The organism is Alishewanella sp. HL-SH05 (genome assembly GCF_052655985.1).
On sequence record NZ_CP199753.1, the window covers coordinates 605,678 to 618,914 of the forward strand.

13 protein-coding genes are annotated in these 13,237 nt (G+C 47.0%); 9 read left to right on the forward strand and 4 right to left on the reverse strand.

What is annotated here, in order from left to right; genetic code table 11:
• The first annotated feature begins 280 nt into the window (after positions 1-280).
• The 7 genes from ACUJFL_RS02645 (at position 281) to ACUJFL_RS02675 (ending at position 6,497) form a co-directional block, all read left to right on the forward strand.
• Positions 281-1,507 carry an adenosine deaminase family protein gene (locus tag ACUJFL_RS02645; protein WP_226750420.1) on the forward strand — a complete coding sequence of 409 codons (1,227 nt, stop codon included), beginning with the start codon at positions 281-283 and terminating at the stop codon, positions 1,505-1,507.
• Between the two features lie 313 nt (positions 1,508-1,820).
• Complete coding sequence (locus ACUJFL_RS02650) at positions 1,821-2,009, forward strand: hypothetical protein (protein ID WP_226750419.1); 189 nt, start codon at positions 1,821-1,823, stop codon at positions 2,007-2,009.
• 133 nt (positions 2,010-2,142) lie between these two features.
• Positions 2,143-3,564, forward strand: coding sequence for a sensor histidine kinase (locus ACUJFL_RS02655; RefSeq protein ID WP_306177301.1), 1,422 nt, complete (start codon positions 2,143-2,145; stop codon positions 3,562-3,564).
• Positions 3,561-4,169 carry a hypothetical protein gene (locus ACUJFL_RS02660; RefSeq protein WP_306177300.1) on the forward strand — a complete coding sequence of 203 codons (609 nt, stop codon included), beginning with the start codon at positions 3,561-3,563 and terminating at the stop codon, positions 4,167-4,169. The genes ACUJFL_RS02655 and ACUJFL_RS02660 overlap by 4 nt, the downstream gene beginning before the upstream one ends.
• Positions 4,162-5,511 carry a sigma 54-interacting transcriptional regulator gene (locus tag ACUJFL_RS02665; RefSeq protein ID WP_226750416.1) on the forward strand — a complete coding sequence of 450 codons (1,350 nt, stop codon included), beginning with the start codon at positions 4,162-4,164 and terminating at the stop codon, positions 5,509-5,511. Before ACUJFL_RS02660 ends, ACUJFL_RS02665 begins: the two co-directional genes overlap by 8 nt.
• Before the next feature lie 25 nt (positions 5,512-5,536).
• On the forward strand, positions 5,537-5,893 hold the full coding sequence (locus ACUJFL_RS02670) for a DUF2288 domain-containing protein (protein WP_445428422.1): 357 nt from the start codon (positions 5,537-5,539) through the stop codon (positions 5,891-5,893).
• Positions 5,894-5,924: 31 nt separating this feature from the next.
• Entirely contained in the window at positions 5,925-6,497 is a 573-nt protein-coding gene (locus ACUJFL_RS02675; protein WP_445428423.1) for an acyl-CoA thioesterase, read from the forward strand.
• A gap of 4 nt (positions 6,498-6,501) precedes the next feature.
• Here ACUJFL_RS02675 and ggt read toward each other — a convergent pair whose 3' ends face one another.
• Positions 6,502-8,220: a gamma-glutamyltransferase gene (ggt, locus tag ACUJFL_RS02680; protein WP_445426006.1), complete on the reverse strand. Its 1,719-nt coding sequence runs from the start codon at positions 8,218-8,220 to the stop codon at positions 6,502-6,504.
• A 92-nt stretch (positions 8,221-8,312) separates the two neighbouring features.
• Positions 8,313-8,711, reverse strand: a complete 399-nt coding sequence (locus tag ACUJFL_RS02685; RefSeq protein WP_226750413.1) for an acyl-CoA thioesterase — start codon at positions 8,709-8,711, stop codon at positions 8,313-8,315.
• Between the two features lie 16 nt (positions 8,712-8,727).
• On the opposite strand from ACUJFL_RS02685, the gene ACUJFL_RS02690 reads away from it, so the two are divergent.
• Together ACUJFL_RS02690 and ACUJFL_RS02695 are read left to right on the forward strand one after the other, a co-directional pair.
• Entirely contained in the window at positions 8,728-9,432 is a 705-nt protein-coding gene (locus ACUJFL_RS02690; protein ID WP_445428424.1) for a 2OG-Fe(II) oxygenase, read from the forward strand.
• A gap of 111 nt (positions 9,433-9,543) precedes the next feature.
• Complete coding sequence (locus ACUJFL_RS02695) at positions 9,544-11,622, forward strand: TonB-dependent receptor family protein (RefSeq protein ID WP_445428425.1); 2,079 nt, start codon at positions 9,544-9,546, stop codon at positions 11,620-11,622.
• Between the two features lie 141 nt (positions 11,623-11,763).
• Here ACUJFL_RS02695 and ACUJFL_RS02700 read toward each other — a convergent pair whose 3' ends face one another.
• Entirely contained in the window at positions 11,764-12,219 is a 456-nt protein-coding gene (locus ACUJFL_RS02700; RefSeq protein WP_445428426.1) for a GNAT family N-acetyltransferase, read from the reverse strand.
• A gap of 119 nt (positions 12,220-12,338) precedes the next feature.
• A complete protein-coding gene (locus ACUJFL_RS02705; RefSeq protein ID WP_445428427.1) occupies positions 12,339-13,229 on the reverse strand; it encodes a DMT family transporter in 891 nt (296 codons plus the stop codon).
• Positions 13,230-13,237 lie beyond the last annotated feature (8 nt).

Here is a 13,237-nt window from a genome sequence, read left to right on the forward strand (position 1 = left end):
TAATATTAGTCTTGTGCGAATGGTAAAAGTGTTCAAGTGCATAAAATCTCCGTATTAAGCCTAGGCTTTTATAAGTTGGGTCATAACAATCCTTTGTTGAACGGCGCTTTTATATCGTCGAATGAAAAAAGTAACCTTTTAAAAGCATAAACCTAGTTTGCTACCATAGCTACTTTTGTTAGCAGAGAATCCCGCCTTTTAAGTCGCCCCCCACATTTAAGCCATGTGCGTTGCCGAAGTCTTCTATGTTATTCTGCATGTATAATTAGAAGGAATCATTATGCCTAGATACTCTGCCGATTTTATTAAAGATATGCCGAAATCCGACTTACACTTGCATCTGGATGGTAGCCTGCGTTTAGACAGTTTAATTGAGATGGCGCAGCGCAGTCAGGTGGCATTGCCATCACAAAGTATTAGCGGCCTCAAAGAGTTGGTGTTTAAAGACCGTTACCAAAATTTAGGTGAGTATCTACACTGCTTTCAATATACCTGTGCGGTGCTGCGCGATCCGGAAAACCTAGAGCAAGCGGCTTATGAGCTGGCGTTGGATAACCAAGCCGAGGGCGTCAATTATATCGAGGTACGTTTTGCCCCTCAGCTATTAATCGATTTAACGCGAGGCATCGACTTTGACCAAATCATGCACGCGGTGAACAATGGCTTAAAACGCGCTATGCAAGAGTACAACGCCACAGAGCGGGTGTTGCGTGGCGAGCGGCCACCGTTTCATTACGGCATTATCAATTGCGCGATGCGCATGTTTGGCAATAAAGGGTTTTCGCCTTATTACACCAATTTATTTCAGTTGATGCGTGATTTTGCGCCGATGGATGTGATTAAGCTAGCGGCGATGGAATTAGTACGCGCCAGTGTGCGGTTGCGTGACGAAGAAGGCATCCCGATTGTTGGGTTAGATTTGGCCGGGCAAGAAGCAGGCTATCCTGCTGGCAAGTTTAAAGAAGTGTATGAATACGCGCATCAACACTTTTTATTAAAAACCTTACATGCGGGCGAGGCTTATGGCGCAGAAAGTGTGTTTGAAGCCATCACAGAATGTTATGCCGATCGTATTGGCCACGGTTATTCGATGTTTATGCCCGATATGATTAAAGACCCCGCTATTCTGGATAAAGCCAGTTATATTCAGAATTTGGCTTCTTACATTGCCGATAAGCGTATTGCAATTGAGGTGTGCTTAACCAGTAACTTACAAACCAATCCGGCTATTACCGATATTCGCCAGCATAAATTTAAAGACATGTTAGAGCACCGTATTGCCACGGTCATTTGTACTGACAACCGCTTAGTGTCGAATACCACAGTGAGTAAAGAATATCAGCTGGCGCTAGATAACTTTGATGTGCCATTAAAGCGGCTGAAAGATATGGTGGCTTATGGTTTTAAGAAGAGCTTTTTCCCAGGAAGCTATGTGGAAAAGCGTCAATATGCCAAACACTGTTTAGAATATTTCGATCGCGTAGCGCAGCGCTACGGTTTTATTTAGTTAGAACAGCGGCTTAGGTTGTGTGTCGCAAAAAGCATACAGCCTAAGTTATTGATTTTAAATATTATCTATTTTATGCTGTTTTTAGTGTCGCCATTTGGCAACACCTCCACCGAGCTCACCACACTGAAACCTCTCTTGAAACTCTCAAGTTGCTGATTTTTAGGTCTTTTTAAATGTTGGCACGCGCCGTGCATTATCTATGATACGACTGCAGGGGAATAGCGTAAAGGCAAAGCAGTTTTACCTTTACGCGATTCTCCTGAGACAGTTCTAACCGCCTACAACAAGGCGCCATTTGCGGAGAAGTATCATGGATATGTTTTTAAGTTTTGTTACCCTGTTTCTGGTTGCTAACATGGCTATTGTGTTCACTATGCTGCGTCGTATCGATTTGAATAACAGCAGTGTGCAAGCGTGGGAGCAAGAACAAGCCGTGCATCTGGCACAGGCTCCACAAACCACCTTTACTGCCTCATTAACCACCGAGTTGGCGCAGTAAGCTTTATCTGATCTGCAGCGTTATGCTGAATCTGCCTTGGCCAGCATTGCTGGCCTTTTTTATATCTGCAATACAAAGGCGCGTTTTTTCAGTAAACTAGCCAGCACTGTCTTTTAGTCTGAGTTCGGTCGTTATGCGTTTTTCAATCCAAACTGCCTCGTTACGCCAGCTGGTCTTGCTCAGTTTCTTTTTAGCATTGATCCCGGTGGGGGTGCTGCTGTGGCAAAGTAATAAATCGCTCAGTGGCGTCAGTTCATTCGCGATTACCTCGGCCGAGCGCTCGGTATCCTATGTACGCCAATCGGAAAGTATGCAAAGTGTGGTGATTGATATCGAACGAGCCGTGCGGCAATACGGTGTGGTGCGCACCGAGGCGATCCGCAGAGTGGCTTTAACGAATATCGAGAATCAGCAGCAATTACTGCAACAGGTTTGTCAGGATTTACCACAACTGAATTTATGCGCCGAGCAAGAAGCCGCTTTAGAAGCGCTGCGCCAACGTCTGAGTGAAGAATTCATCAATACGCCTGAAAGCTTAATGCAGCAAATTCGCCAACAGCAGCAGCGGATCACTCAGCAAATTTGGGATCTGTTAGAACGGCAGTTGTCTGAACAGCAGCAATTTGTCACGCACACCCAGCAACAACTTGCTTGGCAAACCTTTGCTTTGGTGCTGCTGACCTTGCTGCTGGTGCTGTGGAGCTCTAACCGTATTACGGCACCGGTGAAAAAGCTTGATCGGATGATCCGTGCCATTGGCCAACCCAAGCATCAATTTCCCGATGAAAAACTGCGCGGCCCTCGTGAATTAACCGAACTGGGCGAGCAATTACGTTGGCTAAGTTCACGTTTACAACAGTTAGAAGCGCTGCGACTGATTTTACTGCGCCATGCTTCTCATGAACTAAAAACGCCCCTGTCGAGTATTCGTGAAGGTTGCGCTTTGCTAACTGAGCAATTGGTTGGCCCATTAACACCACAACAATTAGAAGTGGTGACCCTGCTAAATGGCAGTGCTGATCGACTCAGCGTGTTAACTGAACAATTGCTCGATTACAATCGATTATTGCAACAAGCTCAACCAGAGTGGGCTTGGCAAACACCGCAACAATTATTGCAAGCTTGTTTTAATGATCATGCGTTATCGCTGCAGCAGCGTCAGCAACAAGTGAAACTCGATTGCCAGCTGAATACGCTTTATACCGATGCCACCTTGTTCCGACGCATATTGGATAATTTGATCAATAACGCTCAAGCTTACGGCGCTGAAAGTAGCCCCGTTTGGGTAAAATTGTATCGGCAAGACGATATGATCTTGTTAGAAGTGGCGAATAATGGCGCACCCATTCCGGTGGCACTGCGCGAAAAGTTGTTTGAACCCTTTCAACGTGGCACCACGCCACGTTTCGACTCGGTACAAGGCTCTGGCTTAGGCCTGTCTATAGTTGCCGATTGTGCTCGTTTGTTAGGGGGCCACGCGGATATCGTCGATGTCGTGTACGCGGATGTGTGTATCCGTGTTCACTTGCCGTTTTTAGGAGAAAAACCGCTATGAAGAATGCAGTGCTACTGCTGATGTTGCTGACACTGGCTGGGTGTCAATTAACAACCTTACCAGAGTTACCCAGCACCACTACATCGGTAGAGCCAGAACCTGAAGCTGTGCCAGCCCTCGTTGAACCTGAGCCTGAAATCGTTTTTGAATTGGCCTTAAATGATTCTGCCACCAGTTTGCAAGCGTGGTTGGATTACAAGCAGCAAATCCTAAGCGATCCGATGCCCGAGCGTGCACGATTACGCAGCCTACCAGAGTTGGATAAGTTGGCTCAATTTCAGCAAGCTCTGCTTAATTTGCATCCTGATATGCCTCATGTCACGCGCTTTCGAGTGCAAACGCATTTAGCAGAATTATTATCGTCTTTGCCACCTCGCCTTGCCGCGTTGTTTAGCTGGGAGCTAACGTTTAATCAAAAGTTATTAGAGGCCGAATCTGCCGTCAGTGCAGTGACCCGTTTGAATGCGCAACAACAAGATATGATCGATAGGGTCCAAAAAACTAATCGTGAACTGCAAAAGAAAATCGATGCTTTAACGCAAATCGAGGCAGAGTTGAATCAGCAACCACTGCCTGAGAATGGCAATGGAGCAAACCATGGCTAAAGAAAATCCACGTTTATTATTGGTCGATGATGATCCGAGCTTATTGCGCTTATTAACCTTACGTTTAGAAGGTGAAGGCTACCAGGTTTTAAATGCCGATTGTGCTGAAATGGCATTAAGTATGTTAACCAAGCAAACAGTTGATGTGGTGCTAAGCGATTTACGCATGCCTGGTTTAGATGGCATGAGTTTATTTGATGAAATTGCCAAGCGCTATAAAGGTTTGCCTGTGGTGTTAATGACCGCACATGGTTCTATTCCAGAAGCGGTAGCGGCTACACAGCGCGGCGTTTTTGGCTTCCTCACTAAACCGCTCAATCCGGTTGAGTTACGGGAGGTGTTACAGCGGGCTTTAAATCAGTCGTTACCCGAGCAAGCGCAGTGGCGTGCCGCTATTATTACTCGCAGTAAACTGATGCAAGACTTGCTGGAGCAAGCCTATCGTGTCGCTCAGCGTGATGTTAGCGTGTTAATTACCGGTGCCAGCGGAACCGGTAAAGAGTTGTTAGCCAATGCTATCCATCAGGCCAGCCCACGTGGCAGTAAACCCTTTGTTGCGATTAACTGCGGGGCCTTACCCGAGCATTTGTTAGAGTCAGAGTTATTTGGTCACAGTAAAGGGGCTTTTACTGGGGCGGTGACGGAGCACTTGGGCTTATTTCGTGAAGCGGATGGCGGTACTTTATTTTTAGATGAAATTGGTGATATGCCGGTGGCGCTTCAAGTGAAGCTGCTACGCGCGTTGCAAGAGCGACAAATTCGCCCGGTTGGCAGTGCTAAAACGATCCCGATTAATGTACGCGTGCTATCGGCCACGCATCGCGATTTACAGCAAGCGATGGCCGAAGGTCAATTTCGTGAAGATTTATACTATCGTTTAAATGTGGTAAACCTACAATTACCGGGCTTAGAGCAGCGAGCAGAAGATATTCCGTTATTAGCGCGGCACGTACTGCAGCAAAGCGCCGATCGGCATCATGTGAAAGTGACACGTTTTTCAGACGATGCGCTGCAAATTCTCGCCACCGCCAAATGGCCGGGAAATGTCAGACAGTTAGTTAACGTGGTGGAGCAATGCGTAGCTTTAACGCAAAGCCCGATTATTAGCGCTGCGTTAGTTGAGCAAGCGTTATCACAAAACACCAGTTACTGGCCGACGCTGACGGAAGCGCGTGATCAATTTGAGCGGCAATATTTGACGCGAGTGCTGCAAATGACCGAAGGTAATGTGACTCGTGCCGCCGATTTAGCCGGGCGCAACAGAACCGATTTTTATAAATTATTGAAAAAACACGAGCTCAGTGCACAACAGATCACTGAGCAGCAAGACGAGCAAGAATGAGAGTTTAAACGACGTTGAGGATGTTATGACTGCGATTACCCCGCCTGATGCCCATTTGGTTGAGGAGGCTGAAGATCCTACCTTAATCCGTGCCAAAATTATTGCCGAAACGGCGCGTATCAGTTGGCTCGAGTTGCAAAAGTTTTATGCTGCGGGCAATGTGATCAGCGTGGAGCCAGTTGCCGATTTAATTGAAGTGGCTTTTGCTTTTAGTCAGGATAATAAAGCACAAGTTGCCGATTGGTTAAGTCAGGGCAGTATTCGTCGGACTACAGAGCAACAAGCGCAGCAATGGTATCAGGCAAAAACGGAGCTTTGGGCAGTAGTGATTTCGCCGTGGATCTTAGTGCAAGACAAACCTTCAACAGAGCAACTAAACTAAGTTGTGACACACATATATGGGAGTGCTTGCCATGGATAACGCATACAAAACAGTGAAATGCTCACAAATTACCTTATCGCAGCTGATGTTGCCTTCTCATTCTAACTTCAGCGGGAAAATTCACGGTGGTTACTTGTTGTCGTTAATGGACCAAATTGCTTTTGCTTGTGGCTCCAAGTTTAGCGGTAAATATTGCGTCACCGCATCGGTAGATCGCGTCGATTTTCTTAATCCTATTGAAGTGGGTGAGTTAGTCACACTAAACGCCTCCGTCAATTATGTGGGCGCGAGTTCGATGGTGGTGGGGATCCGAGTTGATGCCCAAAATATTCAAACCGGGCTGGTTAAGCATTGTAATTCGTCGTACTTCACGATGATTGCCAAAGACAGCGACACGGGTAAACCCGTTCGTGTGCCACGGCTGCAATTAAAAAGTGAAGAAGAGATTATGCGCTATTTAAAAGCCGCGGAGCGAATTAGCTTGCGTAAACAACGTACTGCGTCGGCGGTGCCTTTTGATGGTGATGTAACACAAGCCATTAGGCATATTGAGCAACACCATGATGCCAAGGTGTCGCTGACGGCGAATGCCGTCAGCTTATAACGTGTTAGTAACCTGCTGCTTGACCATCTTTGCGTGATTCAGAGGCGCCAATCCACACGCCGTTGGCATGATCACGCATAATAGCTTGATAGCCGCCATAGCCACCTAAGCCCCAGCGGATGTCATGGCCGCGTTGCTGTAACTCGCGCACGGTTTCAAAGGGTACTCCGCGTTCAACCTCTATATAACCGCCATTTTGCAGGTAAGCGTCTTGGCCATCTGTTGGCTCGGTACTTCCTAAATGCTGCCAGCGGGCGGCATCACCCGCTTCTTGTAGGTTCATGCCATAGTCGACCATATTCACCAAGATTTGCACATGGCCTTGCGGTTGCATCGCACCACCCATAACACCGTAGCTCATTAATGGCTTATTATCTTTGGTGATAAAGGCCGGGATAATGGTATTAAAAGGTCTTTTGCCCGGTTGATAAGCGTTGGCGTGCTGTTTATCCATAGAGAATAACTGGCCGCGATCTTGAAAGATAAAACCCAAGCCTGGTACGGTAACGCCTGAACCCATGCCGCGGTAATTACTTTGAATAAGCGACACCATATTGCCGTCTTTGTCTGCCGTGGTCATGTAGATAGTATCGCCTTCATACAGATTCGGGTTACCGGCATCAACCCGTTGTGCGGCGCGCTCACCAATCAGTTTTGCCCGCTCTTTGCCGTAGGCTTCTGAGATCAGGCCGGCAATTGGTGATTGATTAAAATCCATATCGGCATAAAACTTCGCCCGATCTTCAAACGCCAACTTTTTCGCTTCGACCATTAAGTGAATACTTTCGGCGCTGTTAAAACCCAGCTTGGCTAAATCAAAGTTTTTTAGAATTTGCAGCATTTGTAAAGCGGCAATACCTTGGCCATTGGGTGGTAATTCCCACAGCGTATAGCCTTTGTAATCAACACCTACCGGCTCAACCCAATCTGAACGATGTTTGGCAAAATCGTCATAGCGTAAGTAGCCGCCGTTTTGTTGCATAAAACTGTCAATCTTGCGGGTGATCTCACCACGATAAAACGCGTCACGGCCATGTTTAGCAATGGCTTTTAAGGTATTGGCAAGAGCCGGATTTTTAAAAATCTCGCCTTTGGCTGGCGCGCGGCCATTAATAGTATAAGTGCCGCTAAAATCCCCCGGTTGTTTACTTAAAATCGGCACGCTGCGATCCCAGTAATAAGCAATAAGTTCAGTAACGGGGAAGCCTTTTTCGGCATATTGGATGGTAGGCTGCAGAATTTTCGGCATCGATAATTTGCCAAATTTTTGATGCATTTCAAACCAGCCATCAACCGCACCAGGCACACTGATCGGCAACATACCATGTGGCGGTAAATCGTGGCGTCCCAGCTTATCCAGCTCGGCTTTTAAGGTATCGTAACTTAGCCCCATCGGTGAACGGCCAGAAGCGTTTAAACCGTGTAAACGGCCCGTTTTCGCATCCCAAATAATGGCGTATAAGTCACCACCAATACCATTGCCGGTGGGTTCCATTAAACCCAGTGCAGCGTTAGCGGCAATGGCTGCATCAATAGCATTACCGCCTTGTTTCATTATATCGAGGGCGATTTGTGTGGCTAACGGATGGCTGGTGGCGGCCATCGCTTCGGTTGCGATCACTTCTGAGCGGCTGGCAAAGTCTTTGCCCGTGATCCGATCAAAGGCTTGCAGCGGCATGCAAATTAACACGCTGAGACACAACAGGGGGATTTTATAGTTCATTTAATGGCTCCGTTGGTTGCTAGTACCAAGCTAACTTACGGGGGATTGTCGTCTCTGGCTAGTGGCTTTCGACCAATTGCCCCCCGTTAACGCTAAGGCGTGGGCAGTAAATGCGAGTTTAACGCGGCTTGCTCTATTGTTGTCAGCTTACTGGCGCGTTGTTGTGTATAATCGAACTTCACCATAACGGCAGTACCGGATGCGCATTTTTGGCCGTTTTGCCAAGCCTCTTGATAAATATCAAAGGAACTACCGCCGATACGGCTGATCCAAGTTCGTAGCTCGACAGGGGCGTTATAGTGCGTTTGGGCATGGTAATTAATGTGAATGCTGGCGATAATCAACGTCCAACGTTTGACGTCTAAATCTGGAGTGAAAATGCGAAAAACGCCTTGGCGGCCGCTTTCAAACCAGGTTGCAAATACCGTGTTATTTATATGGCCCAGCGCATCGGTTTCTGAGAAGCGGGGCTGCAAAGTTTCAGTAAACATAGTCAGGATTGCCTAAATGACCGATTTTATCGAAGTATACGATAATGCGCTAAGCCCGGCTCTTTGCCAACAGTTGATCCGTGCTTTTGACAAAAGCCCACATAAACAAGCGGGTCGAACCGGCTCTGGCGTAGATACCAGTAAAAAAATCAGTACTGACTTATATTTAAATCAATATCCTGAGTATCAACAACTACTGCAGCAAGTAATACAGAGCACTTCGCATTATGCGCATGAGTATTTTAAAAAATACCATTTTGCCTTGATTGCCCCGGTTGGGATTACTACGCAAGATCCCATCACTCAGCAACCGCAGCCGGTAAACCATGATAATTTTGGCCAGTTTAGCCAAGAGCAAACTTTTGGTTTTATGCGTACCTTGTATCGGTTAGGACCGATCCAAGCGCAAAAATATCAACAGGCAAAAGGCAACTATAACTATTGGCATTGCGAGGTATACCCACAACTGCCAGATAACGAGCCGTTGCATCGCACGTTATTATTTATGTTTTATTTAAATGATGTGGCAGAAGGCGGTCAAACCGAGTTTTTTTATCAGCAAAAATCTATTCAACCGCAACAGGGCCGCATGGTGATTGCACCGGCTTACTTCACGCATACGCACCGCGGTTGTACGCCGGTATCGAACGACAAATATATCCTCACCAGTTGGATCTTGTTTAACCGGGCAGAGCAATTATACGCCGCGCCCACTCGATAATGTAGCAATGCTTACGCAAATCTAAATGATAATAATTGTCATTGGTATTGATGGGTGCTATTCTTGCGCCCACTTTACTTGTTGAACCATTATTAAATTAGATAGGTTGCTATGAAATATCTGAATTATCATCCCATTGCTGCTGCCATTTTATGCTCATTCGCTGCTGCGAGTACTCAAGCCGAAACCGCTGAAGTGACCAGCCCTGATCAACAAGCCAGTAAAATTATGCCGGCTATCGAAGTGTTGAAAATCAAAGGCCAACAGCAGAGCCATGTGTTTGATGAAACCGGCTCGGTTATCTTGATTGACCGCAAGCAAATAGAGCAAGTACAACCCTTATCTACCGAAGACGTGCTGCGTCGCGTGCCAGGCATTAACCTTAAAAGCGAAGAAGAAACTGCCATTGTTGCTAACTTTGGTATGCGCGGTTTGTCGGCCAGTGAGTCAAAATCGTTATTATTAGAAGACGGTGTGCCAGTGGCACCGGGTTTATTTATTGGTAACGATCGCTATTTTAACACCCGTATTCAGCGAGTAGAGTCGGTCGAAGTGTTAAAAGGTTCGGCCTCATTACGTTATGGCCCTTCTACCATCGGCGGCGTAGTGAACTACATCACCAAAAATCCGGATGATGGCGTACAGTTATCTGCGCGTGTTGGCTCGTTCAATATGCAAGAAGTGAATGTAGAGGCGGGCGCCACTAACGCCGCTGAAGATGCTTTTGCGGGTATTGTTGCCACGCAAGCGAGCAGCGACGGCTTTATGGATAAAGGCTATGACATGTCAGATGTGATGGTCAAAGCCGGTATTGCTTTAAGTGACACGCAAAAAGTCGGGCTGAAGTTTGCTTATCATGAAAACGACGCCAATATTTCCTATCGTGGTATTTTTTTAGACGCTTTTGAAAATGGCGAACGTTATAACGCTGCACCTGATGATTGGTATTTAACTGATCGAACGGCATTTGATTTAAACCATGAATTGCTGCTTAGCGACACGACTAAACTCAACACCCTCGTGTATTGGAGTGATATTACTCGCGATTACTGGCGTTATGATGTTAATACGGCGGCGTCTAATGCTGCTGGCCGTTGGGTGTATGCGGATACCTTAACCGGCAATAACCGCAGCTTCGAACGTGTTGGTATTGAAAGCCGTTTAAGCTTTGATCAAGACTTCATGGGTGCCGCTGCCGCGACGGAGTTTGGCTTACGTTTAATGAAAGAAGAGGCCGATGATAATCGCATCCGTGCAACGCGTTTGTCGGATCGCTCAGGTGTTAACGACCGGCATATTATTGATTCTGCCACCAGTATTGCTGCTTATGCGCAAAGCCGTATCCAGTTAACCGGCGCTTTAGCCGTGACCCCAGGCTTACGTGTAGAGTCCTACGAGCAAAAACGTGTGGTGTTAACCGATAACGGTGCAACGGCCAAAACCAGCAATACGGAGTTTTTACCAGGTGTCGGTGCGACTTATGAGTTAACCCCAGCCAGCCAGTTATATGGTGGTGTGTACCGTGCGTTTTCGCCGGCATCTAATGGTGTGGCGTTAGATGGTTTGGCTGATCAATTGTTAGATGGTGAGCAATCGACGAATTACGAGCTTGGCATCCGTGGTAATGCGGGTGAGTTGAATTATGAAGCCGCCGCGTTTTACATGGACTTCACTAATCAAGTGGTTACCGGTAACAGTAACCCGAATTTATCCCAGTCGAACGCCGGTGCCACTAAGCATGCAGGGATGGAGTTGGTGCTCGGCTATAACCTTGGTGCGGGGTTTCGGATCGACAGTAATGCAACCTGGGTGCCGAAGTCTGAGTTTGAAACAGGAGATTTTGCAGGTAATCGCTTACCTTATGCGCCTAAGTTACTCGCTAATATGGCATTGAGCTACAACATTGAAGCCGTAAGCTTGAGTTTATCGGCACATCACCGTGGTGAACAATATGGTGATGCCAGTAACCAAGTGGCGATTCCATCGACCGCGGCAGGCGGTATTTGGGGAGGCTTGTTACCGGCTTACACGGTGTATGATTTGTTTGCGCAGTATCAGGTATTTGAAGGCTTTACCATTTTTGGTTCAGTGAAAAACCTGACAGATAAAGACTACATTACTGGTTTACGCCAAGGTATTTATGTCGGCACTGAACGCTCTATTGAAGCCGGCTTTCGTTATCGGTTCTAAGCAGGCCGCGGCCTATTAGAAAAACCCGCCGTGATTTGGTGATGCCGAACAGTTAAACACTAAACTGATCGGTGTTACTGAGATATGGCGGGTTTTTTTATTGCTTAATGCTCACCCGCTTTTGCATCGGTTGTAGCACACTTAGTGCGCAGCACGGATCATCTTTAAATGTGGAATATCATCTTCTAGATAAGGCTCACTGGCAGCAGCAAAACCGAGATCTTGATAAAAGCGTTGTAAATAACACTGCGCTGAAATATGCACATCGGTATCAGGCCATAAGTTGGCGACTTCCGCTAATGTTCTTTCGACTAAGATTTTACCTAAACCCAATCGGCGTGCGGTTTGAGAAATGCACACGCGACCAATACCTGGAAAGCCTTTAAAGCTGACATCTGGCGCTAAAATACGTGAATAAGCGATCACTTTGTCGCCTTTTTTCAACATCACATGGCGTGTTTGCGGGTGTAAATCTTTATCGTCCAATTCTGGATAAGGACAGTTCTGCTCCACGACAAAGACATCTACTCGCAGTTGCAGTAATGAATAAAGTGTCAGGGTGTCTAATTCATCGAAGGTAAGGACCTGCCATTGCATGCTGTAAACCTCTTTTTCTATCGAAACTGCACTATATCAGAGCAAGCTAGTGGGTTGCTACGGCCGAACGACAGGGAATGCTGCAATTTTACTAACGGGTTTGGCAGAAATGCCTGCATTTAATGCCATAAAATCAACATGGTGCCCACAACGGTGCATAAAGCACCTAACCATGCCCCCCAAGCCGGTGTGCGTTTATACACTAACCATAACATTGGCAGTACTAACACCGGGCTAATCGATGACAGCATCGCCACCATGCCGGCATCACCGTATTTTAGGGCCTGCAAAATCAAGGTCATGCCCAGCACCATCGATAAGCTGGCATTGATAATCACTAACCATAAAATGCGTGCAGTCATCGGCAAATGGCTACGCGCTACCTGAAAACCGAGTAAAAAAATCAGCAGATGTAATAGAAAACCGCTGCTCATGCGCACCGCTGAAGCGGCAATCGCATCAATAGCGCTTAGCATCAGTGGTTTTAGCATTAAGGTGGAAACTGCTTGGCAAAATGCCGCCAGCAAGCCTAAGGCTATGCCACTGGCTAAACCATATTGATTGGTTTCCCAGATGTGTTGCTCTGCGCGACGTTTACCAAATAAGATTGCAATCATCACGCCACCCATCAGCATACTGCTGCCAACCAAGGTTAACCCCCAGAGGGTCTCACCAAGCCAAAAGTAAGCGAGTACCACAGAAAATAACGCATGGGTAGCGAACAATACACCGGCACGGCGCGGGCCTAAGCGATTCATCGCGGCAAACAGTGCGGTATCGCCAATCACAATACCAATGACACCGGAAACCGTTAACAGCAAGATGCTATCACTGTCTAATGTGCGCCAACCCTCGGTAAGGAGCGAAATGCCCCAAAGCAACAGCATCGCCACCAGCATGCGATAGCGATTAAAGGCAAAGGCACCCAGATGCGTTGCGGCTTGCGCCGACAATAAACTGCCAAAGGCCCAGCAAGCCGCGGCAAGCAGCGCCAGATATTCAAAACTCACGCTGCGCT